The organism is Zhihengliuella flava, assembly GCF_015751895.1.
GTDB classification, from domain to species: domain Bacteria; phylum Actinomycetota; class Actinomycetes; order Actinomycetales; family Micrococcaceae; genus Zhihengliuella; species Zhihengliuella flava.
The window spans coordinates 1,638,647-1,664,153 of record NZ_JADOTZ010000001.1; the positions used below are offsets into that span (position 1 = coordinate 1,638,647).

At 67.0% G+C, this 25,507-nt stretch carries 26 protein-coding genes and 1 riboswitch; of the genes, 16 read left to right on the top strand and 10 right to left on the bottom strand.

The genetic code is table 11. The features are described 5' to 3' along the window. Positions 1 to 281 precede the first annotated feature (281 nt). The 5 genes from IW252_RS07570 (at position 282) to IW252_RS07590 (ending at position 4,105) form a co-directional block, all read left to right on the top strand. Complete coding sequence (locus IW252_RS07570) at positions 282 to 980, top strand: dienelactone hydrolase family protein (protein WP_331271479.1); 699 nt, start codon at positions 282 to 284, stop codon at positions 978 to 980. A 14-nt stretch (positions 981 to 994) separates the two neighbouring features. Further along, complete coding sequence (locus tag IW252_RS07575) at positions 995 to 1,426, top strand: universal stress protein (protein WP_196836001.1); 432 nt, start codon at positions 995 to 997, stop codon at positions 1,424 to 1,426. A 169-nt stretch (positions 1,427 to 1,595) separates the two neighbouring features. After that, positions 1,596 to 2,930, top strand: coding sequence for an NADP-specific glutamate dehydrogenase (gene gdhA, locus IW252_RS07580; RefSeq protein ID WP_231366334.1), 1,335 nt, complete (start codon positions 1,596 to 1,598; stop codon positions 2,928 to 2,930). A 19-nt stretch (positions 2,931 to 2,949) separates the two neighbouring features. Further along, positions 2,950 to 3,807 carry a LysR family transcriptional regulator substrate-binding protein gene (locus IW252_RS07585; RefSeq protein ID WP_331271480.1) on the top strand — a complete coding sequence of 286 codons (858 nt, stop codon included), beginning with the start codon at positions 2,950 to 2,952 and terminating at the stop codon, positions 3,805 to 3,807. Positions 3,808 to 3,913: 106 nt separating this feature from the next. Next, positions 3,914 to 4,105, top strand: coding sequence for a hypothetical protein (locus tag IW252_RS07590; RefSeq protein WP_196836003.1), 192 nt, complete (start codon positions 3,914 to 3,916; stop codon positions 4,103 to 4,105). Between the two features lie 212 nt (positions 4,106 to 4,317). On the opposite strand, the gene IW252_RS07595 is transcribed toward IW252_RS07590, so the two are convergent. Together IW252_RS07595 and IW252_RS07600 are read right to left on the bottom strand one after the other, a co-directional pair. Then, positions 4,318 to 5,718, bottom strand: a complete 1,401-nt coding sequence (locus IW252_RS07595) for a GntP family permease (protein ID WP_196836004.1) — start codon at positions 5,716 to 5,718, stop codon at positions 4,318 to 4,320. A gap of 18 nt (positions 5,719 to 5,736) precedes the next feature. After that, positions 5,737 to 6,273, bottom strand: coding sequence for a gluconokinase (locus tag IW252_RS07600; RefSeq protein ID WP_196836005.1), 537 nt, complete (start codon positions 6,271 to 6,273; stop codon positions 5,737 to 5,739). 179 nt (positions 6,274 to 6,452) lie between these two features. On the opposite strand from IW252_RS07600, the gene IW252_RS07605 reads away from it, so the two are divergent. From IW252_RS07605 to IW252_RS07640, 8 genes are all read left to right on the top strand, one after another. Continuing rightward, positions 6,453 to 7,166: a FadR/GntR family transcriptional regulator gene (locus IW252_RS07605; RefSeq protein WP_196836006.1), complete on the top strand. Its 714-nt coding sequence runs from the start codon at positions 6,453 to 6,455 to the stop codon at positions 7,164 to 7,166. A gap of 12 nt (positions 7,167 to 7,178) precedes the next feature. Beyond that, a complete protein-coding gene (locus tag IW252_RS07610) occupies positions 7,179 to 7,664 on the top strand; it encodes a hypothetical protein (RefSeq protein ID WP_196836007.1) in 486 nt (161 codons plus the stop codon). 55 nt (positions 7,665 to 7,719) lie between these two features. Then, complete coding sequence (locus tag IW252_RS07615; RefSeq protein WP_196836008.1) at positions 7,720 to 8,982, top strand: carboxylate--amine ligase; 1,263 nt, start codon at positions 7,720 to 7,722, stop codon at positions 8,980 to 8,982. A 110-nt stretch (positions 8,983 to 9,092) separates the two neighbouring features. Further along, positions 9,093 to 9,980: an enoyl-CoA hydratase/isomerase family protein gene (locus tag IW252_RS07620; RefSeq protein WP_331271481.1), complete on the top strand. Its 888-nt coding sequence runs from the start codon at positions 9,093 to 9,095 to the stop codon at positions 9,978 to 9,980. A 3-nt stretch (positions 9,981 to 9,983) separates the two neighbouring features. Next, on the top strand, positions 9,984 to 10,811 hold the full coding sequence (locus IW252_RS07625) for an alpha/beta hydrolase family protein (RefSeq protein WP_196836009.1): 828 nt from the start codon (positions 9,984 to 9,986) through the stop codon (positions 10,809 to 10,811). 51 nt (positions 10,812 to 10,862) lie between these two features. Then, the gene (locus IW252_RS07630; protein ID WP_331271482.1) at positions 10,863 to 11,774 is read left to right on the top strand and encodes a carbohydrate kinase family protein; all 912 of its coding nucleotides are present in this window, start codon (positions 10,863 to 10,865) and stop codon (positions 11,772 to 11,774) included. Continuing rightward, complete coding sequence (locus IW252_RS07635) at positions 11,774 to 12,652, top strand: HAD family hydrolase (protein ID WP_331271483.1); 879 nt, start codon at positions 11,774 to 11,776, stop codon at positions 12,650 to 12,652. Before IW252_RS07630 ends, IW252_RS07635 begins: the two co-directional genes overlap by 1 nt. Next, positions 12,649 to 13,452, top strand: a complete 804-nt coding sequence (locus IW252_RS07640; RefSeq protein ID WP_196836010.1) for a glycerophosphodiester phosphodiesterase family protein — start codon at positions 12,649 to 12,651, stop codon at positions 13,450 to 13,452. Before IW252_RS07635 ends, IW252_RS07640 begins: the two co-directional genes overlap by 4 nt. Positions 13,453 to 13,534: 82 nt before the next feature. On the opposite strand, the gene IW252_RS13540 is transcribed toward IW252_RS07640, so the two are convergent. Beyond that, positions 13,535 to 14,536 (bottom strand): phosphotransferase, encoded by a 1,002-nt coding sequence (locus IW252_RS13540; RefSeq protein WP_196836011.1) that lies wholly within the window; start codon positions 14,534 to 14,536, stop codon positions 13,535 to 13,537. A 19-nt stretch (positions 14,537 to 14,555) separates the two neighbouring features. Next, positions 14,556 to 15,233 (bottom strand): EAL domain-containing protein, encoded by a 678-nt coding sequence (locus IW252_RS07650; protein WP_196836012.1) that lies wholly within the window; start codon positions 15,231 to 15,233, stop codon positions 14,556 to 14,558. Positions 15,234 to 15,412: 179 nt separating this feature from the next. Here IW252_RS07650 and IW252_RS07655 point away from each other — a divergent pair, with 179 nt between their 5' ends. After that, positions 15,413 to 16,420 carry a GGDEF domain-containing protein gene (locus tag IW252_RS07655; protein ID WP_196836013.1) on the top strand — a complete coding sequence of 336 codons (1,008 nt, stop codon included), beginning with the start codon at positions 15,413 to 15,415 and terminating at the stop codon, positions 16,418 to 16,420. Here the strand turns inward: IW252_RS07655 and IW252_RS07660 are convergent. The 4 genes from IW252_RS07660 to IW252_RS07675 all read right to left on the bottom strand — a co-directional run bounded on the left by IW252_RS07660 (position 16,417) and on the right by IW252_RS07675 (position 20,205). Next, a complete protein-coding gene (locus tag IW252_RS07660) occupies positions 16,417 to 16,632 on the bottom strand; it encodes a hypothetical protein (protein ID WP_231365951.1) in 216 nt (71 codons plus the stop codon). The two genes, IW252_RS07655 and IW252_RS07660, sit on opposite strands and share 4 nt — an antisense overlap. Further along, positions 16,629 to 18,086: a glycosyltransferase family 2 protein gene (locus tag IW252_RS07665; RefSeq protein ID WP_331271484.1), complete on the bottom strand. Its 1,458-nt coding sequence runs from the start codon at positions 18,084 to 18,086 to the stop codon at positions 16,629 to 16,631. The genes IW252_RS07660 and IW252_RS07665 overlap by 4 nt, the downstream gene beginning before the upstream one ends. 115 nt (positions 18,087 to 18,201) lie before the next feature. Beyond that, the gene (locus tag IW252_RS07670; protein WP_196836014.1) at positions 18,202 to 19,524 is read right to left on the bottom strand and encodes a uracil-xanthine permease family protein; all 1,323 of its coding nucleotides are present in this window, start codon (positions 19,522 to 19,524) and stop codon (positions 18,202 to 18,204) included. A gap of 168 nt (positions 19,525 to 19,692) precedes the next feature. Further along, a complete protein-coding gene (locus tag IW252_RS07675) occupies positions 19,693 to 20,205 on the bottom strand; it encodes a DUF4282 domain-containing protein (RefSeq protein ID WP_196836015.1) in 513 nt (170 codons plus the stop codon). A gap of 297 nt (positions 20,206 to 20,502) precedes the next feature. Here IW252_RS07675 and IW252_RS07680 point away from each other — a divergent pair, with 297 nt between their 5' ends. Together IW252_RS07680 and IW252_RS07685 are read left to right on the top strand one after the other, a co-directional pair. Further along, the gene (locus IW252_RS07680; protein WP_196836016.1) at positions 20,503 to 21,570 is read left to right on the top strand and encodes an MBL fold metallo-hydrolase; all 1,068 of its coding nucleotides are present in this window, start codon (positions 20,503 to 20,505) and stop codon (positions 21,568 to 21,570) included. After that, positions 21,567 to 22,904 carry an MFS transporter gene (locus IW252_RS07685; protein WP_196836017.1) on the top strand — a complete coding sequence of 446 codons (1,338 nt, stop codon included), beginning with the start codon at positions 21,567 to 21,569 and terminating at the stop codon, positions 22,902 to 22,904. Before IW252_RS07680 ends, IW252_RS07685 begins: the two co-directional genes overlap by 4 nt. Before the next feature lie 18 nt (positions 22,905 to 22,922). Here the strand turns inward: IW252_RS07685 and IW252_RS07690 are convergent, their stop codons facing one another. Then, positions 22,923 to 23,855: a LysR family transcriptional regulator gene (locus IW252_RS07690; RefSeq protein WP_196836018.1), complete on the bottom strand. Its 933-nt coding sequence runs from the start codon at positions 23,853 to 23,855 to the stop codon at positions 22,923 to 22,925. Further along, positions 23,852 to 25,384, bottom strand: a complete 1,533-nt coding sequence (thiD, locus tag IW252_RS07695; RefSeq protein ID WP_231365953.1) for a bifunctional hydroxymethylpyrimidine kinase/phosphomethylpyrimidine kinase — start codon at positions 25,382 to 25,384, stop codon at positions 23,852 to 23,854. The genes IW252_RS07690 and thiD overlap by 4 nt, the downstream gene beginning before the upstream one ends. Next, a riboswitch (TPP riboswitch) is annotated at positions 25,377 to 25,473 on the bottom strand. Its footprint overlaps the gene before it by 8 nt. Positions 25,474 to 25,507: the final 34 nt, after the last annotated feature.

Sequence of the window (25,507 nt, forward strand, 5' to 3'; positions counted from 1 at the left end):
CCACTGATTGAGGCGGCTTCCCGGTTGGGAGGCCGCCTCAGGTGTTTAACGGCCGCGGTGTCCTCTCCCGGAGCGCGCATGAAACGGGCCACAATCCCTATATTTATGCGGCCCGCGGTGACTAGGATTGATGTGTGCCAGCGGCGCAAAGGATCAAATGTTTGCGCCGCCCTGATCGACAGCGTCGTTGAAGCTACCGTAACGCAGCTCACATGCTTAGACTGTTGCGAACAGTCGCCGAGCTGTGCCGAGAACCATCGACCCGAGCAGGAAGGAGTGCCGTGGCGGAGCAAACCCCGCACCAGAACGTGACCTTCGAATCGGCCGGCCGTGAGGCCCACGGATACCTCGCCGTTCCCGAGGACGGAACCGGACCCGGTGTGATCGTGATCCAAGAATGGTGGGGCCTGACGGACCACATTCGGGACATTGCCGATCGCCTCGCCGCCCTGGGATTCGTGGCCCTGGCTCCTGACCTGTTTGGCGGCCGCGTCACGCACGACGCCGACGAGGCCGGTCAGATGATGTCCGAGTTGCCCGCGGAGGAAGGTGCCCGCCTGTTGGCCGGCGCCACCGATTACCTGCTCTCCCGGGAGGATGTCACCAGCCGCACCGTGGGCGCGATTGGTTTCTGCATGGGTGGCGGCTTTGTGCTGGCCCTCGCTGCCCAACAAGGGGACAAGGTCTCCGCCGCCGTCCCGTTTTACGGGGTGGGTCAGGGCGTTCCCGACGAGTACAGCGAGCTCACCGCCGCCGTCCAGGGCCACTACGCGCTGCAGGATTCGATGTACCCCGCCGATCAGGCGCGGGCCCAGGAGGAGCAGATCCGCCGCGAGTCCGGCGCCGACGTCGTGTTCCACTTTTACGACGCGGACCACGCCTTCCACAACGACGAGAACACCGCGGGCAATTACGCCCCTGAACAAGCCAAGCTGGCGTGGGATCGAGCCACCTCGTTCCTCCGCGCACACGTCAAGTAAACAAGGAGAAGCACATGTCCGGAACTGTCATTGTTGGTGTCGACGGCAGCACCACGTCCTTCAAGGCCGCGAGCCGGGCCGCCACCGTGGCTGCTGGCCTCGGCGCCACCCTGACCGTCGTGACCGCCTACGCCAAGGACAGCACCGAGGTCGTGGAGATCGGTAACGACACCTGGGTCCTCGATTCCGCCGAGCAGGCCGACAAGCTGACCAATCAGGTGGCTTTCAAGCTCCGCGAGGTTGTCCCGGGCGCCACGATTGTCACCAAGGCCGTCAAGGGCAAGCCGACCGAGGCGCTGGTCACGGCCGCCGAGGAAGAGGAAGCGCAGCTGATCGTCGTCGGTAACGTCGGCATGAAGGGCCTGGGCCGCGTGCTCGGCTCCGTGGCTACCTCCGTGGCGCACAACGCCCCGTGCGACGTCTACGTGGTCAAGACGGACCAGTAAGTCCGCCCCGCCTCATACTCACGACGCCGCCGCTCACCCCTCCGGGTGGGCGGCGGCGTCGTTGTCATGTGGGCCGTCGAATGTGACGCGAATGCGCCGATCACAGGGTGACGAACCTAAAGTGGACCGGTATTCCAAAACTTGTTGCCTAGGCGAAGGGATTGATTCGATGGTGCTGGAGGGCTTGCGACAGGAAGTGCTGGATCGTAATCCGGGCGAGGTGGAGTTTCACCAGGCTGTCACGGAGGTGTTCGGCGCGCTCGAACCCGTGGTGCAGCGGCATCCGGAGTACGTCGAGGCCGGCATCCTGCGCCGCATGTGCGAGCCCGAGCGCCAGATCATCTTCCGCGTACCGTGGGTGGACGACGCCGGGCGGGCCCAGGTCAACCGCGGCTTCCGGGTGGAATTCAACTCGGCGCTGGGGCCCTACAAGGGCGGATTGCGTTTCCATCCCACCGTCTACCTCGGCATCGTGAAGTTCCTCGGTTTCGAGCAGATCTTTAAGAACGCGCTGACCGGCATGCCCATCGGTGGCGGCAAGGGTGGCTCAGACTTCAACCCCGCGGGACGCTCCGAGGGCGAAGTCATGCGGTTCTGCCAGTCCTTCATGACGGAGCTGTACCGTCACATCGGCGAGAACACGGATGTTCCCGCAGGCGACGTCGGTGTGGGCGGGCGGGAAATCGGGTTCCTCTTCGGCCAATACAAGCGCATCACCAACCGGTTCGAATCCGGAGTCCTCACGGGCAAGGGCGTCAGCTGGGGCGGATCCCTGGTCCGCCCGGAGGCCACGGGGTACGGCACCGTGATGTTTGCTGACCGCATGCTTCAGACGCGCGGGGCCGCCATGGACGGTCAGCGGGTGCTGGTCTCCGGTTCCGGCAACGTGGCGCTCAACGCCATCGAGAAGGCGCACGCCTTGGGTGCCACGGCGATCACGGCCTCCGATTCTTCGGGCTACGTGGTCGATGAGGACGGGATCGATCTGGATCTGCTGCGGGAGGTGAAGGAGCACCGCCGCGGCCGCATCGAGGAGTATGCCCGGCTGCGCGGCGGCCGCTCCCGCTTTGTGTCCGAGGGCAGCGTGTGGTCCGTGCCGGGAACGGTGGCCCTGCCCTCCGCGACGCAAAACGAGCTCGGTGCCGAGGATGCTCAGCGTCTGATCGCGAACGGCGTCACCGCCGTCGCCGAGGGTGCCAACATGCCGTGTACCCAGGACGCCGTGGAACTCTTGGCCGATGCGGGAGTGCTCTTTGGGCCGGCGAAGGCCGCTAACGCCGGCGGCGTGGCGACCTCCGCGTTGGAGATGCAACAGAATGCCAGCCGGGATTCGTGGAGCTTCGACTTCACGCACGACCGCCTCGAGCAGATCATGGCGGACATTCACGACCGTTGCCTCGAGACGGCGGACGAGTATGGTGCCCCGGGGAACTACGTGGCCGGGGCCAACATCGCCGGATTCGTCAAGGTAGCTGACGCGATGCTTGCCCAAGGCCTCGTCTGACGTGAACTAGTCTGTGTGCGTGGCTGAAGACGAACAGCAGGCGCCCGCCGACCTGCGCATCGCGTACGTTCCGGGCGTGACGCCCGGCAAGTGGTTGGACCGGTGGGCCGAGCGTCTCACCGAGCGATTGGACGCGGTCCTGTACGACAGCGGAGATCCGGTGCCGCTATTGGCGTTGCCCCAGGAGGATCCGCAGTACGCGGACCTGGTGTTCGTCCGGTTCCCGGAGGGGCAATCGCCGGCGTCGGACACCCTGCACTGCATCCCGCTCTACACCGAGCTGCCGGTGGTGTGCGCGTCCAGCGAGCACATCGTGGCGGCGTACGACGACGAGGTGCCGTTCGCGGAGATCGCCGAGGAGTCCTTCCTCGACCTCGCCGACTACCCTCCGGAGGCCGGCAGGGCGAAGATGGCGATCGAGGTCGTGGCCACCGGGGCCGCGCTGGCCGTGGTGCCGATGTCCGTGGCGCGCCTGTACCACCGCAAAGACGTGGAATACCGCGTGGTGACTGACCTGCCGTCGTCGTACGGTGGGCCCACCCAGGTGGGGTTGGCCTGGCTGCGGCCGGACCTGCGGGACGCGGAGCTGGAGGCCGCGCTCGCCGATCCGGAGTCGCCGGAGAGCAAGCGGGCGGCGCTGATCGAGGAGTTCGTGGGAATTGTGCGCGGACGGAAGGCGACGTCCTCGCGGCAGCCCTCCGTGCGCGAACGCGAGCAGGCCGAGGCGGCGAAGGCCCAAAAGCGCCGGCAGAGCGCCGACAAGGCGGGCGCGGCGAAGCGCGGCGGCAAGCCGGCGAGCAAGGGTGGCACCAAGCCCGGCTCGAAGGGGCGTGGCGCACCCAAACGGGGCGGGCCGAAGCGGGGCAAGCGCCGCTAGCGCAACCAGTGGACGAAAAATGGCGGTGTTTTGCTGTGCACCCCACTCTTTCGTCCAATGATCGCTTCGCGGTAGGTTGCTGAGGCGGTAATGGGAAGGGGATCCGATGAAATCGTGGCCGCGCTGGCTCAAGGTGCTTCAGCTGGTGGTCTTCGTAGGACTGCTAGCTACGCAGATTCCGCTCGCGCTGGGCGGACAGTGGTTTAGCTGGATCGTTGCTGGTCTCGCCGTCGCCGGGATCGTGGTGGTGGCGGTCAACTGGTCCGCCCCGAAAACCGTGGAGACCCGCGGGACGTAACGGCGCCGTCGTCGTTCTGGGTGAACAGATCCCACCGCGGTCCACCCATGTTGATGACGCCAACAGATCACCCATACTGACCAGGGCGCGGCCACAGTCGGCCGTGGCTTCCCTTAAACACACCTGGGGCGGTGCCTTCACAGGCACCGCCCCAGCGTCGTGTTGACCGCACCGGGCCGATATCAGGCCCAATATCAGGGCCAACAGCTTGGTTAGCCGATCGAGGCCAGCAGGAAGATCACGGCCGCGAGGGCGAACGCCATGATGGCGATCAGCGACTCGAGGACCGTCCAGGTCTTCAGGGTGGTCTTGACGTCCATGTCGAAGAAGCGGCCCACCAGCCAGAAGCCGGAGTCGTTCACGTGGGACGCGATGACCGAGCCTGCAGCCACCGCGATCACCATGGAGGCCAGCTGCAGCTCGTTGAAGTCCGCGGCGAGGACGGCGGAGCTGAGCAGGCCGGCCGTCGTCGTCAGCGCCACCGTGGCGGAGCCCTGGGCGACGCGGATGATCGTCGAGATCAGGAAGCCCGCCAAGATCAGCGGGATGCCGAGGCCCGTGAGGGATTCCTCCAGCGCGTCACCGATGCCGGAGGTGCGCAGCACGCCACCGAACATGCCACCGGCGCCCGTGATCAGGATGACCGAAGCCACCGGGCCGAGCGCGCCCTCGAGCGTGGACTCGACGGCGGACTTTTCCATGCCGCGGCGGGTGCCGATGGTCAGCACGGCCACCAGAAGCGTGATGAGCAGGGCCACCGGGGTAGAGCCCAGCGCCAGCAGGAACTGGAACCAGCCGGCGTCTGCAGCGGACTCGGACAGGACGCCAGCCGAGGCCAGCGTGCTCAGGCCGGTGTTCAGGAAGATCAACACCAACGGCAAGAGGAGCAGGGAAACCACGGTGCCGAACTTCGGCGGGTTGGCCTCGTGCTGCTCGTCGGCCTGACCCAGGATGTTGGGGATCGGCAGATCCCACTTCTTGCCGGCCCACTTGCCGAACAGGTAGCACGTGACGTACCACGTGGGCAGGGCGATGAGCAGGCCGATCAGCAGGACGTAGCCAACGTTGGCCTCAAAGAAGGTCGCGGCGGCCACAGGTCCCGGGTGCGGCGGCACGAACACGTGCATGACGGAGAACGCACCGGCCGTCGGCAGGCCGTACAGCAGCACGGAACCGCCCAAGCGGCGGGCCACGGCGAAGACCACGGGCAGCATGACTACCAGGCCGGCGTCGAAGAAGATCGGGAAACCGAACAGCAGGGAGGCGACGCCGAGCGCGAACGGCGCCCGCTTCTCGCCAAACGTGCGGATCAGGGTGTCGGCGAGGACCTTGGCGCCGCCGGAGGTCTCCACGAGGCGACCCAGCATGGCGCCGAGGCCCACCAACAGGGCCACTCCGGCCAGGGTGGAGCCGAAGCCGTCCGTCAGGGTACTCACCACGGATCCGGCCGGGATGCCGGTGGCGAAGGCGGTCAGGAGGCTGACCAGGATGAGCGCCACGAACGCGTGGACGCGCAGTTTGATGATGAGGAAGAGCAGCAGCAGGATGGCCGCGGCGGCGATGCCGAGCAACGGTCCTGCACCCAAGGTTTGGGTCCATCCGTCAATAGTCATGAGAATCTCCGTTGATTGTTATGCAGGTGAGGGGGCGGAACGGGTCTGGAGCACGGCCAGCGCGGACTCAAGGAGGTCCTCCACCGTGCCGTCGTTGATGATCTCGGCGCCGGGCTCGTCTTCCCCGAGCGGCTCGAGCGTGCTGAGCTGGCTGGGCAGCAGGCTGGCTGGCATGAAGTGTCCGCTGCGCTGAGCGATGCGCTCCGTTAGCAGGTCCTCGGACCCGTTGACGTGGAGGAAGACGACGTCGCCGCTCGCCTCACGCAGCAGGTCACGGTAGCTGCGCTTCAGGGCGGAGCAGGTGACGATGGTTCCCTCGGTGGTGTGCTCACTCATCCAGTCGCGGATCTGGCGCAACCACGGCCACCGGTCCTCGTCCGTGAGAGGCGTCCCGGAGGTCATCTTGTCGATGTTCTCCTGAGGGTGGAATTCATCGGCTTCGGCGGCCGGCCAGCCCAGCCGGTCGGCCAAGAGTTCCGCCAGGGTGGTTTTGCCGGAGCTGGCGACTCCCATGACCACAACGTGCGTTGCGGTCGAGGTGCTGGTGGATGTCATAGCAAAGTTCTCCCGTGGACGTCATTGGCCGGCGTGTGGTGCGCGACTCATACAGCAGTTCCGCAAAGGTATCATCTTTTTGTGTGAAAGGTAACACTTTACTAGTCAGGTGTGAGGAGCCCACGGGCGTCACACCGAGCGAATGCGGGGAGGCGCCCCCGGGTCGATAGGATCGAGCCATGCTGAACGACGACGTGGCAGACCTGCTGCAGAACCCCATTCTGGAGGAGCTGGGCCAGCAGATCGTGGATGGCGTGATTGCCCCCGGGGATCGCCTGACCCTCGACTCGCTGCAAGCGCGCTTCGGCGTCTCCCGCACCGTCATGCGCGACTGCATGCGCGTGCTGGAGTCCCTGCGGATGGTGATTTCCCGCCGCCGCGTCGGCCTCGTGGTGCAGCCACCGGAGAGCTGGAACAAGTTCGACCGCCGCGTCATCCGGTGGCGACTGTCCGGGCCGGGGCGCGAGGATCAGTTTGCCGAGCTCACGGAGCTACGCATCGCCGTTGAGCCGCTATCCGCCGCGCGCGCGGCGGCCCGGGCCACCGCCGTCGCCCGTGACCGCCTCCAGGAGCTGGCCGGCGAACTGCGCCGGCTCGGCGAGGCGGGCGAACTCGAGGAGTTCCTGGCCGCCGATATTGAGTTCCATCAGCTGCTGCTGCGTTCGAGCGGGAACTCGATGTTCGCGCAGCTCGACGGCGTGATCGCCGAGGTCCTGACCGGCCGCACGCATCAGGGCCTCATGCCGTTCCACCCGCGCCCGGAGGCGCTCGCCGAGCACGAGGCGGTGGCGGACGCCGTCGCGCGCCGCGATTCCCACGCGGCCGAGCGGCACATGCAGGTCCTCGTGGATGAGGTCCGCCGCGCCCTCGACTCGCCCAACCCGGCGCAGTAGTAGATTCAAGGCATGGCTCCAGCAGAAGGCACTCCGGAGGGGATCGGGTGGGCTTCCTACGCCTCCACGAACGATCCGCGGGAGAACACGGATTACCGGGACCACGTTCTTGCGAACGGTTTCAGCCGGGCACCGAGGGCAGAAGACCGTGAGATGGCATTGAACATTGCACACGATCGTCTGCAGGGCTCCGGTCAACTTCTTCCCGAGTCTCCAGAGGAGCAAGTCAAGGTGCTGGTCGATCACTATCGGCAGCACCGCCCACCGATGCCCGGTGAATCTGAAGTAGCGCTGGTACTCGGCGTGGTTCTGGCCGACTGTGCCGTGGAGCGCGCGCTTGGGGTGCACTGGATCATGGGTTCGCGTGGATGGCCGGTTCTCGCTGATGAACACGGGCGAGAACACTTTGATCCACTGTGTGCCGCTTACGATTCCGTTTACCTCGACGGCGAGCATCCCCTCGTCCTGCTCGATCTGGCTTTCCCTCCCGCCGACTGAGCGACAGCCTTCCGAAGTGCACGGTCCGTCCGCCGTTCGCGGATAGATTGGGTGCATGCGCGTTCCCGATTCTCAGCCGTTTGTCCCCGTCATTCTTGGCGGCGACATCGGCACCTACTCCCTCGCCCGCGAATTCCACGAGGCCTACGGCGCCGTCAGCGTCGCCGTCCCCGCCGGCAGCAACGGGGTGCTGGAGCATTCGGTCGCCGTCGACGTCCGTCCCGCCGGCAGTATGGAGGAAAACGACGTCGTCGCGCACCTGCAGTGTCTGGCCGCCGAGCTGGGTGACCGGCCGCTGCTGCTCTTCGGCTCGCTGGACCTGCACGTCACCCTGATCGCGGGGCACCGGGACGAGTTGGAACCCGCCTACACGATCCCGTACCCGGACCTCGCCACCATCGAATCCGCGGCACTCAAGGAAAACTTCTACGCGCTGTGCGCCGAACTCGGCATCCCGCACCCGCGTACCGCTATGTACCGGGCCGGTTCCGGCGAGATCCCCGCTGACCTGCCCTTTCCGCTCATCGCCAAGCCCTCGGACAGCTCCGGGTGGGTCGCCGCGAAGTTCGCCGGCAAACAGAAGGTTCACACGGTGAACAACGCCGCCGAGCTCACGGACCTGCTCGGCCGCATCGACAACAGCGGCTACACCGGCAACATCGTTCTCCAGGAGCTCATCGAGGGCGGCGACTCCAACATGCGCCTGGCCACGTTCTACGTGGACCGCACCGGTGCCGCCCGCTACGCCGCATACGGTGAGGTGGTGGTGGAGGAGCACGCTCCGATCGTCCTCGGGAACTCGGCGGCGATCGTCACCGGCGTCCCGGATGCCGCCGCGGAGACCTTCATCGAGCAGGGCCGCGCGCTGATTCAGCGCCTCGGCTGGCACGGGTTCGCCATGTTTGATGCCAAGTTGGACCCGCGCGACGGCGTCGTGAAGTTCTTTGAACTCAACCCGCGGCTGGGCCGCAACCATTACTACCTGACAGCGGCCGCCGTGACGCAGGGGTGGGATTGGGCCAATCCGGCCCGGGCCTACGTCCGCGAGTGGCTGGGCGCCCGCTTCGAAGCCACGAGCCTGCCCGCAGGCCTCAGCGTCTCCCGATCCGAGGTGCTCTACTCGGTCCTACCCAGCGCGCTGCTGCGCCAGCATCTGGTGGGGGAGGTGGGCCAGCGTGCTGCTGCGCTGCTCAAGGCCCGGGCCAGTGTGAACCCACTGGCGTACCGGGGCGAGAGGCACCCGCGCCGCTGGTTCTATGTGGTGGCAGCGCTGGCTAACCAGTTCCGGAAGTTCCGGCAGTATCCACCCCGGCGTTGAGCCCCGGCTATGGGCTGGGCCTTCCATCTGGCAAGCTGGCAGTGAGCACAACGTTGTGAGTCGAGCCACAGCGGAGTCTGTGAGCATCCGAGCGAAGGGGGTTGGCGCCCGTGAGTGAATCCATCAGTGAGGCCGCCCGGCGGTATGAGTCCCTGCGCGTTGAGCACCGGGGGGACGCGCTGTGGGTGACGATCGACCGCCCGAAAGCCATGAACGCGCTCGCCCAGGCTGTGGTGGCCGAGCTGGCGGACCTCACCGAGCGTCTCGCCGCCGCGCTTCCTGCCCTTGACCGGGCCGCATCCGGCCGGCCGGCCGCTGATCGGTCCATGGGTGCCCAGCCCGAGGGCGAGTGGGTGTGCCGGGCCGTCGTCATCACCGGCGGCGGTGAGAAGGCGTTCGTGGCCGGCGCTGACATTCGTGAAATGTCCGCGATGACCGCCGACGAGGCCCACGACTACTCCCGCTCCATGCAAGCCGTCACCGAGCGGCTCGAGGCACTGCCCGTGCCCGTGATCGCCGCCGTCAACGGGTTCGCTCTGGGGGGTGGGTGCGAGCTCGCGCTCGCGTGCGACTTCATCTACGCCAGCGCCAACGCGTCCTTCGGTCAGCCCGAGGTCTCCCTCGGCCTCGTCCCCGGTTTCGGCGGCTCCGTCCGCCTGCAGCAGCGGGTCAGCCCGGCCATGGCGCGGGAGCTCATCCTCACCGGCCGCCGCATCCGCGCTGAGGAGGCGCTGCGCATCGGCCTCGCCAATCGTGTGGTGGACGACGTCGCCGCGCTCGCCGAGGCCGTGGACGCCACTGTCGCCGAGATCGCCGCCCAGGCCCCGACCGCCGTCGCCAATGCCAAGGCGACCATGAACGCCGTCGCACCCTTGCCCGTCTCTGACGGGCTGGCCACCGAGGCTGAAAGTTTCCGATCCGCCTTCACGACCGAGGATTCGCGTGTGGGACGGGATGCATTCCTAGCCAAAGAATCCGCACACTTCCCCGGGAGGTAAGCGATGTCCACCGCGCAGCAGAACATTCCTGAAACCGCATATACGCTGAATCACTACGGCGACCTGCCGAGCCAGTTCGTGGAGGTCGTCCTGCCGGACGGGCACGCCCGCGGCGTCGTCGTCGTGATCCATGGCGGCTATTGGCGGGCCAAGTACGACGCCGAGTTGGGGCTCCCGCTCGCCGCGGATCTGGCACGGCACGGCTGGGCCGCCGTGAACCTGGAGTACCGCCGCACCGAATCCGAGGACCCGGAGGATGAGGGCGGCTGGACCGCCACGTTCGATGATGTTGCGGCGGGCATTGATCACATCAAAAAAATTCTCCCAGAGGCATATTTTGAACTGCCGATCTTTGGGTTGGGACACTCGGCCGGCGGCACCCTTGCCGTCTGGGCCGCGCACCGAGGCAACTTCGCCTCCGGCTCCGTCGGCGCGGACCCCGTCGTCCACCTCGACGGCGTCGTGAGTCAAGCCGGCGTGCTGGACCTGCACATGGCGCACGAGCTGGAGCTGAGTCACGGCGCCGCCGAGCTGCTCATGGGTTCCACGCCCCAGGAGCGGCCCGAGGACTGGCGGCACGCGGACCCGGCGCGGCTGGCCCCGGCGCCTGTCGACGTCGTCGTCCTCCACCCGGAGCACGACGACTCCGTTCCCGTCTCCCTCGCCCACTCCTATTGCGAGGCGGAGGCCGCCGCCGGCGCCTCGCCACGTTTCCGCATGATCCCGGGAGATCACCTGTCCGTGGTGGACGTGGAGTCCAAGGCGTGGGGGACCTGCCTCAAGGAGCTGGAGCGGCTGGAGGAGGCGTTTCACGCGAAACAGGGCCGGTGATCCGCCGCGATTCTGTATATTTGAGGCGCAGTCAATCAAAGGGATGGCAACGTGCTGACAGTCATGGGTGAGGGGCTTGTCGATGTGCTCTCAGGTGGCATTAGCGCGCCGAAAACCTACGTCGGTGGCAGCCCGCTCAACGTCTCCGTCGCGCTGGCCCGCTTGGGCCACCCCGTGACCTTTGTCAGCCGCTACGGCGACGACGGCCCGGGCAACAAGATCCGCGACTACCTCACCGCCAACTCCGTGCGGGAGGCCCTCGGCCCCGACGAGCTTCCCACCAGCACGGCGCGCGGCACCCTCGATCCGGCCGGCACCGCCACCTACGATTTCGACTTCTCTTGGAAGCTCCCGGAGATCAGCGCCTTCGAATCGGCGCTGAAGGACGCGCAATTGGTGCACACCGGGTCCATCGCGTGCGTCGTCGAACCCGGCGCCACCACGGTGCTGCGCGCCGTGGAAACCGCCCACCCGCACGCCACCATCACCTATGACCCGAACATCCGGCCCACCTTCGTCAGCAATCACGCTGAGGCCGTGGCGCAGGCCGAGCGGTTCGTGAAACTCTCCGACGTCGTACGCACGTCCGACAACGATCTTGACTGGCTCTACCCTCGCCGCAGCGTGGCCGATTCGGCGCGGGCGTGGCGTGAGATGGGGCCGGCCGTGGTGACCGTGACGCACGGGTCGCGTGGCGCCTCCGGCTTTGTGGCTGCCGGCGAGGTCACGGTGCCCTCCCGCGTGGTGGAGGTGGCGGACAACGTCGGCTCCGGAGACACCTTCATGGCCGCGCTCATCTCCGGGATCGCGGACCGCGAGCTGATCGGCGCGTCCAAGCGGGAGCAGCTGCGGCAGCTGACCACCGAGGCGCTGGAGCAGATCGTCGACTTCGCGGTGCGGGCCGCGGCCGTGACCGTCTCCCGCTCTGGAGCCAACCCGCCCTTCCGGCACGAGGTCCGGTAGTGGCCGCACGGGGGGCGGCAGCGACGCCGCCGGAGCAGATCCGGCTGATCGCCAGTGACATCGACGGGACCATTCTGCACCCGGACAACTCGATCAGCGCACGCACCGTCGCCGCGTTTCATGCCGCGCGCGCGGCCGGGATCGAGATCGTGTTTGTGACCGGCCGGCCCTTCCGCTGGCTCACCCCCGTACAGCAGGCCTTTGGCCACCTCGGCACCGTGATTTGCTCCAATGGCGCGCTGGTCTATGACCTCGAGGCCGAGCGCATTCTGGAGTCCCGCACCCTCGATGCCGCCACAGTGGAAGAGGTCCGCGCCCGCGTCCTCGCCGTCGAGCCCGAAACCCGGTTCGCCGCCGAGACGGCGGGCGGACTCTATCTGGAACCGGGGTTCGTCGACCCGGCGGAAACGGCGCTGTTGGACGGCGTGGTGCCCGCCGAGCTGCCCCTCGACCGGCTGGAGTCCGAGGGCACGGTGAAGCTGCTGGCCAAACTCAACACGACGACGTCGGACGCGTTCCGCGCCGCGGTGTATCCGCGGGTACAGGAGCTCGTCTCCGTCACCCACTCAGCGCCGGGGGTGGCCCTGCTGGAGATGTCCCGCCGCGACGTGAACAAGGCGGTGGCGTTGGAGCGCTACGCGGCGGGCCTCGGCGTGGGGCGCCGCGAGGTGGTGGCGTTTGGAGACATGCCCAATGACTTGGAGATGCTGTCCTGGGCCGGTTGGGGTTGCGCCATGGGCTCCGGGCACCGGCTCGCGAAGGAGGCGGCCGCGGCCGTGACCGGCACGCTGGAGGACGACGGCGTGGCAGAAATGATCGAACATCTTCTCGCCGCCACGGCTGGCGAGCGGACCGTGCGGGAAGCGAGGACCCCATGACAGGCCAGAAGGCGACGCAGAAGATCAAGGCCTACGCGCACCGGGGCTACTCGCCGAGCGGAGCAGAGAACACGCTCGCGGCTTTCGGCGCCGCCGTCTTGCACGGGTTTCGGCACGTGGAGACGGACGTGCGGACCACGGCCGACGGCGTCTTGGTGGTCTTTCACGACGAGCATGTGGATCGGCTGACCGAGGGCTTCGGCCGGGTCAGCGAACTGACGTACGAGCAGATCGCGACCCTACGCGTGGCCAAGCAGGGGAAGATCCCCACGTTCGGTGAGTTGCTGGCCGAGTTCGACGACCTGAACATCAACGTGGACCTCAAGGATGACGCGGCCGTGCCACTGGTGGCTGAGGCCTTGGCGGAGCATCAGGCACACCACCGCGTGGTGGTGGCGTCCTTCTCCGACCAGCGGCGCCGTCGTTTCACCCGGTACGTGGCGCAGCGCGGCATGCCGGCGGTCCGCGTGACCGGCGGCGCGAGCCTCATCGCCGCCTTCACCGCGCTGGGATGGATCAGCGCGGGCCCCTTCCAGCCGTGGAAACTCCTGCTGCCGCAGTTGCGTCGACTGCACGCGTTGCAGGTGCCGGTGCGGCAGGGTCCCCTGCCGGTGATCACCCGCGGGTTCGTGCGTCGCGCCCACGCCGCCGGCCTCGAGGTCCACGCCTGGGTCATCAACGACCCCCGGCGCATGCATCAACTGCTGGACCGCGGCGTGGACGCCATCATGACGGACGACGCCGAGACGCTCACCCGGGTGTACTTGGCCCGCGGCATCTGGCCGCCGGCCACGCGCTAGATCGTTCCGCTGCGTCTTCCCGGGCGCGTCCGTGGCGTTCGTCCGGCCGCTGATGACCCCGGGCCCGCCGCGGGAGGCGAGGCTAGCCCTCTAGGACGGGGATGGCGAGTTCGGCGAGGGGGCGCAGGGCCAGCTCGGCGTGCCGGACGAGGTCCTCCTCATCCGCTCCGCTGAGCACGCGCATGGCCATGGCGTGCTGCTGCAGTTTCCCGGCGCGCAGGGCGGGTTCCACATACTCCCAGAGTTCCTCCACGGTGCCGTACTCGGACCATTGCTCTAAGTAGGTGGAGATCACGCTGCGGATGCGGGAGTCGCTGGTGGTGGTGCCCAGTTCCTCGCACATGACCCGGACCGGCGTCGCGAGAGACGCAAACGGGTGCGCCCAGTAGGCGTCGCCGAGGTCCATGAACCGCAGCGGCTCGTCCGGGCTGGAGGGGACAAAGGCATTTCCCCGGTGCAGGTCGTTGTGCTCTAGGGAGAGGGGGACCGGCCCGGCGGCGAGGAACTCGCACATGCCCTTGACCTCGCCCAGATGCCGGTCGAGGTATTCGGCGTCGCGGGCCGGCAGGTGCAGCGGGTGCTCGGCGGGCATCGAGGCGTGAAGCATCAACTGCTCGTCGATGTAGTGCGGCAGCCACGCCGGGTCGAGGTGCAAGAGCCCCGCATCGAACAGCGTGTCCCCAAAGGTGGCCAACTCCTGCTGTACCGCGGCAAAATCCCGCAGCATGCGTGCCCAGAGCTTGTAGTCCGTGGTGGGCAGCTCCGTGAGCGTGCGGCCGTAATCCGGGGTGATCATCCAGCCGCGGCGTGGCTCGATGGCCAGGGGCATGATGAGCTGATCGGGAACGAGGTTGGCCGCAGTCGCGGTCACCGAGACTTCCGCGTGCTGGCCCGGGTTGTTGGCCTTGAAAAAGAGCGTGCCGTGATCGGTGGGGACGGCGAGTTGCGTGGAAAAAATAGCGTCCGTGGTTTGCTGTGGCTCGCCGGTCTGCGTCAGGTCATACGCCTGAAGAACGACGTCGATCCATGCGTCGGCGTCGCTGCGCCACGCCGCGCTCTGCCATTCCCGATTCCAATCAGCCACCGTCCCAGCCTAGTCGCGATCAGCGCCACGGCGTGGCGGGCCGGCCGTAGCGGAAGCCCTGGGCCAGAGTGATGCCCGCCGAGCGGACAAACTCTTCCTCGTCCTCCGTCTCGATGCCTTCCGCCACGGTTTGGGCACCGACGGCGGCGGCCTCTGCGATGAACGCTTCGATCTCCGCGGCGCACGGGGAGGAGGGCACTTGCCCGGCGATCAGGGAGCGGTCCAGTTTGACGTACTCGGGGCGCAGCGAGCGGACGCGCTCCACCGTGGAACACCCCGTGCCGGCGTCGTCTATCAGCAACAGGCATCCCAAGTGATCGGCGTACTCGCGGGACCGGTACGTTTCGTCGTCCGCGGAGGCCTCGCTTAGTTCGATGCCCCAGTGCAGGCGGTCCGGCAAATCGATGCCGTCGTGGGCCATGCGCCGCATCGTGGCACCGGAGGCATTGACGGTCAAAAACATGCCATCGGGAACGAGAGGGGAGACGTCCACTGTGCGCGCAATCAGCGAGAGTTCGAGGTCCGTAAGCCGGCCCTCAGCGCGCGCTTCGCCCAGCCATGCCAAGGGCGAGCGCCCATCCGCGAAGCGCGCCAACGCCTCATAACCCACGACCCGATTCAGGCGTAGGTTCATGATGGGTTGGAAGACGATCGTGGCCGGAATCGTGGCCTGAGCGCCGTCAAAGTGACGTGTCACTCGTTAAGTTTAGCCGCGTCACCGCCGCTCTGACAGGTGGAATCATTGCACGCCAGCGTGTTTAATGAGCCTCGCGTCATGAACGGGAGAATCTCGTCTCTAGGGGAATGGGGGCGGGCAGCATGTCACGTGCCCCGATCACCGGAAAGAACTACGTCCATGAGTGTCGGGGAACACGTATGAAGAGATCGAGCACACCGTTCTGGGGGCACTTCACCCTGGGCCAGCTTCCGTATCCAGCGGTCACCAGCGCGCTCGCAGCGGCTCTGTGCCTCAACGCCGTGTTGCGCCTGCTGTTGTCCGACCAGCCGGTGGACTTGTTGGCCCAGATCTTGACCCTGACCCGGTTGACCGTGGGCGTCGGCCTGCTGGTGTGGATCGCGCTCGATGCGGATCGGTTTCCCCGGTGGGTGGGCTTTGCGTCCGTCGTCTCTATCGCCGTCGTCTTGGTCGGCCGCGTGGCCATGGATCCGGACAATGGTGCTTCGATCGCCGCGCTGTACGAGTTCCCTTACGCAGCGTTCTACCTCGTGTGGTTCTACCGTCCGGTGCTGGCCCGCGTGGTGATCTACTGCACGGTCGGAGCCACGCTGGGGGTCGCCATCGTCCCCTCCCTCCTGCGCGGTGACCCGATTCCCGTGACCCACAGCCTGCTGACGTTCGTCATTTTCACCACGTGCGCCACCGCCGTGAGCCACTACATGCTCTCCCACCAGCGCCGCCGCGTGGAGCGTGACCCGGTGACCGGTGTGCTCAATCGCCACGGGGTCTATCGGGCCGGCAAGTTCCTCTCCCACGAATCCTCCGCCTCTCAGGGCCGGTACTGCGTGGTGATGATCGATGCGGATAAGTTCAAGGAAATCAATGACACGGCCGGTCACCAAGCTGGCGATCAGGCGCTGCGCGAGCTGGCGGATCACCTGGTGTCCTTGACCCGTGACATCGATGTGATTGGACGCATTGGCGGCGATGAGTTTGTGGTCATCCTGCCGTATGTGACGGAGGAGGCGGCGCCCGCGCTCCTTGACCGCGTGCGCTCGACGTCGCCCGTGGCGTTCAGCTACGGGTACGCCAACCGTCATGAGCACGAGACGTTTGAGGACGCGCTGGGCCGCGCGGATGAGCAGATGTATGAGCAGAAGCGGGCCCGCGCGGCGGGCCGTGGCCCCAGTACTCGCGACGCCTAAATCGGGTCGTCCGGGTAGATGGACCGCGTTTCGCTGCGGCGGTCTCGCCCGCCGCGGCGGGACCAGCGGGGCGCCGGGAACATCTTGAACAGGGACAGGCACACGTAGATCACGGTGTTCAGCGCCACGAATGCGGCCAGCACGGAGAACCAGTGCGTGTGCAGGATGGCCTCGGGCAACAGCAGGCCCATCAGCACGGGTGCGGTGTTCATGCCTGACCTCCGGCGACTCGATTGCGGCGCGGCCCCTGCTCGTGGTGGGACCACGTCGCTTCTTTAGCGAACGTCATGTCGAGAACGCCCTTGACGAAGATGATGTTGCAGTACAAGTCATAGAGGAGCTCCGGAATGACGAACACCGCCAAGAGCCGCGCCTTCCAGCCGCCGGACCAGACCGTGATGACGCGCTCCAGCATGAAGATGATGCCGACCGTGATCCAGAACGTGAACCAGATCCACTCGGTGAGGGCCAGCATCATGATGATGATGAGCACAAAGTAGGCCGTCAGCGCGATCACGGAGTAGGAAATTCCGATCTGCTGGGACCAGTAGCGCGCCGTCGTCGACGTCAGGCCGTACTGTCCCAGGTTTTCCAACGCGCCGCGTTGCCACCGCAGGCGCTGTTTCCACAGCGCCCGCCACGTGGGCATGATTTCGGTGACCACTCCGCACTCGTTAGGGGACGTGGTGAGGCCGCCGAGGGTCTTGATGGCCAGCGTGATCTCGTTGTCCTCGGTCAGCGCCACCGTGTCATACACCTCGCCGTGGTGGCCGGGCAGGAGGCCGCCACGCGACGCCGCGACCTCGCGCAGGGCGGTGGCGCGGAAGACGCTGGCGGTGCCGGTGAGCACGAAGACGCGGCCGCGGCGGCGCTTGATCTCCCGCGAGTAGCGGGCGAACTCATTGCGCTGGAACTGGCCCAACAGGCCGTTGCCCGGTTCGCCGCGGAACAGTCCTCCGACGGCCATGAGCGCGCGGTCACTGGTGAAGCGCTGGCGCGCTGTGGCGAGGAAGCGAGTATCGGCAAAGCGGGTATCGGCATCCATGATCAGCAGCGTGTCGTTGGCGCCGAGCGTCGGCAGGATGCCGGCGAGAGCCTGGTTGAGGCCGCCGCCCTTCTTGTGCACGTTGTCTTTCGTTTCAAAGACTTCGACGCCGGCCGCTCGGGCGATCGGCACCGTCTCATCCGTGCAGTTGTCCGCGACCACAATGATGCGGTCGGGAGCCGCAGTCTGCTGGCGGAGGGATTCGAGGGTGGCGCCCAGATTTTGCGCCTCGTTGTGGGCGGGGATGAGCGCCGTGATCGTGACCTCTCCAGCGAACTCGCCGCGCGTGGCCTCCATGATGCGCCGCGGCGCCAAGGGGCGCTTGAGGACCTCCGGGGCGGTGCGCCGATGCCGCGCGGCCACGCGGGCCTCGTGGATGACGACGGCGGCGGCCGCAAGGCACGCGATCACCGCGGAGAGCACGATCAGTCCGAGTGTCGGCGCGCTGGGATCGTACAGGATGTCAATCCCGAAGAGGCTGCCCGCCCGCGGCTCCCAGTCCGGGTGCGGGTCCTCCCACAAGATGATGCCCAGAACCGCCAGCGCGAGGACGGTGCTGGTGGCCATGACCACCACACCGGCCAAACGCGCGCTGCGGGATACCTTGCTTTGCTGAACCACTGACGTGTCCTCCCCTGGCTGACCGTGGTGTGGGGCGGGACGTGTCCCGCCCAGCGCGCCCCACCCAGTGCCGGGCCGAGCGCCACTGTCGATTAAAGCAGCCGCGCGGCCCGCTTTATCCGAGCTTGCTCGTTTCCGCCGCTTCAGTGTCTTCGCTCGTCACCGGCTCCGTGCCCCGGGCGCGCGCGATGAGGGTCATCGCGTGGAAAATCACGAGCGTGGCGATCGTGCCGACGGCGATGCCGCCGAGCTGCACATCGCCGATCATGAGGGCGCTGGACCCCATGGCGATGGCGATAATCAGGCCCGCGCCGGCGGTCATGAGGTTGATCGGGTTGGAAAAGTCCACGCGATTCTGGACCCACAGGCGGGCGCCAATCATGCCGATCATGCCGTAGAGGATGATCCCCGCGCCGCCCGTGACACCGGCCGGAATGGTGTTGATGACGGCGCCGACCTTGGGGGAGAAGGCGAGCAGGATGGCGACTGCGCCGGCCACCCAGTAGGCGGCGGTGGAGTACACGCGGGACGAGGCCATGACGCCAATATTTTCCGCGTACGTCGTCGTACCCGACCCGCCTCCTGCGCCCGCGAGCACCGTCGCGGCGCCGTCGGCCATGAGCGCGCGGCCGTAGACGCCGTCGAGGTCGCGGCGGGTCATCAGGCCCACCGTCTTGACGTGGCCGATGTTCTCGGCGATGAGCACGAACACCACCGGCAGAAACACCAGCATGACGTCCAGATGGAAGGCTGGGGCCGTGAAGGTCGGCGCACCGACCCAGCTGGCCTCGCCGACGGGGGAGTAGTCCACTTCTCCCTGCACGAGAGCGACGACGTAGCCCACCACGATGCCCACCAGGATGGACAGCCGGCCCAGCAATCCCTTGAACAGCACCGCGGAGACGACGATGGCACCGACGGTCGCGAAGGTCGTCACTGGCACTTCCTGCATGGGTGTCAGCGTGGTGCCAGCCAGGTTCAAGCCGATGAGCGCCACGATGGTGCCCATGACGGCCGGTGGCATGAGCCGGTGAATCCACTCGGTCCCGGCCCTTTGGACGATGACGCCGACCACAAAGAGGGCCACGCCCGTGATGAGAATGCCGCCGAGTGCGCCGGCCATGCCGTGTTGGCTGGTGGCGGCGCCCACGGGCGCGAGGAAGGCGAAGGATGAGCCCAGGTAGCTGGGCACGCGCCCGGCCGTGATGATGAGGAATAGCAGCGTGCCGAGGCCGGAAAAGAGCAGGGTGGTGGTAGCCGGGAAGCCCGTGATCGCGGGTACCAGTACCGTGGCGCCGAACATGGCCATCACGTGTTGGACGCCGATGCCGGCCGTGTGGGCCCAGCTCAGCCGTTCATCGGGTGCGACGACGGTGCCCGGGCGAATGGTCTTGCCGTCGCCGTGCAGGCGCCAGCCGAAGCCAAAGCGGTTGCTCATGGTGGCCTTCCAAAAGGGGGTGCGAGGGGCGGCTCCGGGGTGCGCCGCGTGGCGGCGGGAACGCGCCGGGCCGGTTAGATTCTAGCGCGCCCGAACACGGCAGCGGGCCCCACGCTTTCACAGCGTGGGGCCCGCCTCAGGGTGCCGCGAGCGGTGAACTGCGCGAACCTAGCGGCGCAGTTCGCCGCGCAAGTTCTCCACCTCAACCTTGGTGGCGGCGGTGTTCTGCGAGGTGCGGACCATGGCGATGTAGAACTCCAGGGTCACGCGGGCCAGGATCAGGTAGAGCAGAATCGGGACCCAGCCCAGCAATAGGACGGCGAATCCGGCCCAGACGTCCGTGGCGAATCCGGCGATGATGAAGAAGATCCACGACATCACGAGGACCACCATGATCATCACGTAGATGAGCTTGGCGAAGGAGATCGTGACGAAGCTGGTGAAGCTCAGGTCGAAGAGGGCGCCGAAGAATCCCTTGGCGTCAGGCGATGTGACGCCGTGCGGTCCGCCCGGAGAGGGCTGCTGGTGCGGCTGGGATCCGGGAGGCGGGCCCTGCGGCGGCTGGCCGTACGGACCCGGCTGTCCTTGCGGCTGCTGCGGGGCGGGGCCGCCCTGCGGCTGTTGTCCGTAGGGGCCCGGCTGGCCTTGCGGCGGCTGTGGCGGCTGATTCTGATCTGACATGGTCGTCTCCCCTGCGTTGACGTGAATCGGAACTGCCCCGTTCCATGCCTCAATGTATAGAACACCGCGGGTCGACAACAGCTGTGGCGCTCATTTTTTGCCTGTATTTCATGTGGCTCAGGGCCGGCCTGGCGGTGCGTCGGCACGCGCTGCATGGCGCGCCCGGCGGTCGGGGAGGCGCCTATATAAAGAAAAACCTGCTTTATATCCAGAAAAAAACAGTTTTACACGTGTTGTGGCGTGGGTAACGATTTTAAGCAACGCATCACTTGTTCGCTGTTGAATTGGAGAGTCCTCATGCACCAAGACGCCAGACCGCACGTGGTCACGCTCGGCACGGCCGGCGGCCCGCGCTGGTGGACGGGAGAGAATGCCGGTCAACGCGCTGGCATCGCCACCGCCGTCGTCGTCGGGAGCGCCGTCTACCTCGTCGATGCGGGAACGGGCGTGGGCAACCAGCTCATGAAGGCGGGTTACGACGTCGGCGACTTACGCGGGATCTTCCTGACCCACTTGCACTCGGATCACACCATTGATCTGGCCAGCTTGGCCGTCTTCGGCCTGTTCTCGGTGGCAGAAGACCAGGAGCCGATCCGCATCATTGGCCCCGGCAACCGCGGCGCCTTGCCGCCGGCCTCGCCGCGCGCCCAGACGCCACCGGAGCCGCTGAACCCCGCGTCCCCGACGCCCGGGACGGCGGAAATGTTCGAGCGGCTGATGCACGCTCACGCGACGGACCTGAACGACCGCATCATCGATGCATTGCGCCCGTCACCAATGGATCGCTTCATCGCATCGGATATCGAGATTCCCGCTGCGTCGGGCTATCACCCGAATGAGAACCCGACGCCGGCGAACCTCGAACCCTTCGAGGTGTATCGGGATGAGAACGTCACGGTGACGGCCACGCTCGTGGAGCACCCGCCGATCGCTCCGGCCTTCGCCTTCCGGTTCGACACGGCCGAGGGCTCGGTGACGATCTCCGGGGACACGGCCCCGTGCGAGAACCTGGTGCGGCTCGCCCGCGGCACCGACGTGCTGCTGCACGAGGCCATCGACTTCGACTGGGTCGAGCGCAGCTATGGAGGGATCAACACCGAGGCCGCCCGGGCGTCCATGGATCACCACCGCAAGTCCCACACATCCCCGGCGCAGGCCATCGCGCTCGCCGAGCGGGCCGAGGCCGGCACGCTGGCGCTGCATCACCTCGTGCCGGGCACCACTCCGCTCGAGGTCTGGCTGTCCCACGGGGCCGGCTTCTCCGGCACCTACCTCGTTCCTCATGACCTCGACACCATCTACTTCGGTTCCTCGCGCAACGAGGCGCGGGACCTCACCACCACAGAAATGGCAGCTACACGATGAGTTCAACCACCACGGCATCGCCAGAGTTGAAGGTGCCTAGCCTCAACTCGCCAGAAATGCGGCGAATCCTCGCGTCTTCCTTCATTGGCAGCGCGATCGAGTTCTACGACTTCATTCTCTACGCGACGGCCGCCTCGCTGGTTTTTGGGCAGGTCTACTTCACCGATCTTGATCCGGCGGTGGCGATCTTCGCCTCCTTTGCCACCCTGGCCGTGGGCTACTTGGCCCGACCGCTCGGCGGAATCGTGTTCGGCCACTTTGGCGACAAGCTGGGCCGCAAGGGCGTCCTGATCACCTCCATGCTGATGATGGGCATTGCGACGACGTTGATCGGGCTCCTGCCGACCACCGCGCAGATCGGCATGGCGGCACCGGTGATTCTCATTCTGCTGCGCCTCATTCAGGGCCTCGCGGTCGGCGGCGAATGGGGTGGCGCCATGCTGATGGCGCTCGAGCACGCCCCCAAGGAGCGCCGCGGATTCGCCGCGAGCTTCGCCAACATGGGCGGGCCGGCCGGTGCCGTGCTGGCCACGCTGGCCGTTTCCGCCTTCTCCGTGCTGCCGTCCGAGCAGTTCCTCTCCTGGGGCTGGCGCATTCCTTTCCTGCTCAGCATCGTCCTCATTGGCGTGGGCCTGCTGATCCGCCTTAAGGTGGCCGAATCTCCTCTCTTCTTGGCCCTCGAGGACAAGGCCGAGGAAAAGAAGCTGCCGCTGTCCGAGGTGCTGACGCGCTACCCGAAGTCCGTGGTGCTGGGCACCCTGGTGGGGATGAGCTCCTACACGGTGCAGGGTGTGATGACCGTTTGGGCGATCTCCTACGTCGTGGACAGCGCGGGCATGGACCGGACTTCCGTGCTCCTCATCAAGGCCTTGGGCGCCACGTTGACCGTCATCGGCGTGTGGATCGCGGCGCGGTATTCGGACCGCATTGGCCGCCGCCCGGTCATGATGATCGGGATCGTGGCGGGAGCCGTCTTGGCGCTGCCCATCATGTGGGGCCTCGAGCTAGGTGAAGTGTGGATCTTCATGATCGCCCTGTTCCTCGCGAATGGATTGATCCAGGCGTTCATCTTCGGCCCCTTCGGTGCCTTCACCGCGGAACTGTTCCCGACGCGGATTCGGTACACCGGAGCGTCGCTGGTCTACCAGCTGTCCTCGACGATCGGCGCCGGTTTCACGCCGATGATCGTCAGCGCCCTCGTCATCGCGGCCGGTGGCAAGCTCTGGCTGGCCGGCGTCGTCTGGATCGGCACGTTCTTGGTGGCCGCGGTGGCGATGCGCGGCATCCGCGAGGGTAAGGATCAGGACCTGAACGCGGCAGATATGCGGCAGTAGAGCCCTCCGCGGCGCCGGTCACCTCGGGGTGGCCGGCGCCGCGTTGCGTTCCTTCTCGGCCCCGGTGGCCACGCAGAAATCGATAAACGCCGAGAGGCGATGACTCTGGCGGTGCGCCGGCGAGGTGGCCACGCAGATGTCGCTGTGGCCCACCTCTCCCTCGATCTCCACCACGGCGAGGGGCAGCCCGTCGTAGCTCACATTCACTGGTGGGCGTTGGACCAAGACGGTGTAGCCGAGCCCGCGAGCCACCATCCCGCGTACCGCCTCGAAGCTGCTGGATTTCCACTTCACCTGCGGATCGAGGCCGGACATGCGCAGGTTCACCAGCTGGTTGTCGCGAACCGTCGGGAGGTCGAGCTGCACAAAGTCTTCCTCGGCCAAATCGCTCAGCTTCACGCTGCCGCGGTTGGCTAGGGGGTGCTCTGCCGCCACCAGCACGTAGGGGCGGCCCGTCATGATCTGCGTTGATTCGACGTCTGGCAAGAGGTGGCGGGTGTGCGTGAGCACGGCGTCGATGTACCCGTCCAGCATCCGCTTCTGCAGCGCGGCGCCGTCTCCTTCAATGATCTCGACGTCCAGCCCGGGGTGGGGGCGGATGAAGCGCTCGCCGATCACGGGAAGCCAGAAGGCGGACAGGCTGGTGTAGCACCCAATGACGAGCGGGCCACTCAGCTCGTTCTGCCGCTCGCTCGCCGACGTTTGGACATCCTCGGCATGGCGGATCAGTGACCGGGCATCCTGCAGGAACCGCTGGCCCATCGCTGTCAGCACCACCCCGCGTGCGCGATGACGCACCACCAGTTGAGCGCCGACCTCCCGCTCCAGCTCGGAGAGGGCTTGCGAGATCGCGGCTTGGGAGATGTGACAGGTCACCGCCGCTCCGGAGAGCGAGCCCGCGTCGGCAATCGCAATGAAGTACTGCAGCTGCTTCAGGGTGTATCTGATCACACGCCCAGCTTAAGCTCCGCGGCCGCAGTTCGCCGTTGGGCGAAGAACGCCATTTCCTGCCGAGCGGACTCCAAGAAGGCGTCGAGCATGGCCTCGCGTTCGTCCTCCGTGGCTTGCCGGGCCGCGCGCTGGGTGATGTCGATGGCCCGGCGTGTGGCGGCGTCGAACTCGGGGGAGGAGTACATCCCTAACCAGTCCGCGTACGGGTGGTCGGGGTGATGCGCTGCGGCCAAGCGTGTGCCGATGTCCTGATAGAGCCAATAGCAGGGCAGCACGGCGGCGGCGATCTGGGCGTAGGAGCCGGTGGCCGTGGCCGCCAGCAGGTGGTTGAGGTAGGACCGGGTCTCGGGAGAGATGGCGTCGGCGGTCGGGTTGCCGCCGTCTGCCAGCCGGCTCTGATGGAGCTCCATCTCGACGGCGAGGCACTCGTGGGCGCTGTTGGCCCAGAATTCCTGCTCGTCAAGGGTCGGTGCCAGCTGCGCGGCCCGGGCCAGGGCCTTGGAATACGTGGTGAGGTAGATCGAGTCTTGGGCCAGGTAGTGCTCAAAGTCGGCCCGGTCCAGCGTTCCATCGGCGAGCTGCCGGACAAACCACACGTCGTCAATGTCCGCCCGCAGCTGGCCGATGAGCTCCCACCAGTGGTCCAGCTCGGCGCGCGGGTCCGGTAGGGACTCGCCGGACCAGAGCTGCCCCAGGTGATGGACCGGCCCGCGCCCACCGCCGACCGTGAGGTCATCCGCAGCGCGCAGCGCACCGGTCAGCCAGCGCTTGGCGAGCTGCAGCGCGCCGGCCCAGTCGCCGTGGCGGGCATACAGCGTGGCGAGCGCCGAGGAGAAGGAGCATCCCGTCCCATGCGTATTCGCGGTTTCGACGCGCTCGCCGGACAGTTCAAGCACGACGCCGTCCGGGCCCACCAGAGCATCCGGGCACCCGCCCGCGCCATCTCCTTCGGGCAGGTGTCCACCCTTGGCGAGCACTAGCGTGCCGTGTTCCGCGGCGAGGCGACGGGCTTGATCCAGCGCGGCGTCCCACGTGGTGGCGGTGTCCTCGCCCAGCAGGACGGCCAGCTCCGGCAGGTTGGGGGTGATCACGGCCGCAACGGGCAGTAGCGTCCGGAGGGCGGCGACAGCGTCGTCTTCGGTGAGGCGATCGCCGCTAGAGGCCACCATGACGGGATCGAGGACGACGGCGGGGCACGGATTGGCGCGCAGCCAGGCCGAGACGGCGGCGATGGTGGCCGCGTCCGGCAGCATGCCGATCTTCACGGCGTCGATGCGCACATCGGCTGTCAGGGCGTCGAGCTGGTGAGTGAGGAACTCGGCCGGCGGTGTGTGCACCGCTAAGACGCCACGGGTGTTTTGCGCGGTCAGCGCGGTGAGCGCGGCCATCCCGTAGCCGCCGCACGCGGCGATCGATTTGAGGTCGGCCTGAATGCCGGCGCCGCCGGACGGATCGGAGCCGGCGATGGACAGAATATTGGGGGTTCCGGCGCGTTGGCGCGCGGGAACGGTAGGCGTCATGGAATCCATGAAGCGACATCCCTCCGCTAGTACGAACTAGATCAGGTGTGTGCGGGTGTTCTCTCAGCCCCTCGCGGGGGGCACCCCGTGCCACTCGGTGGCTCTACCCTATGCGCTGGCGTGCCTGCGGTC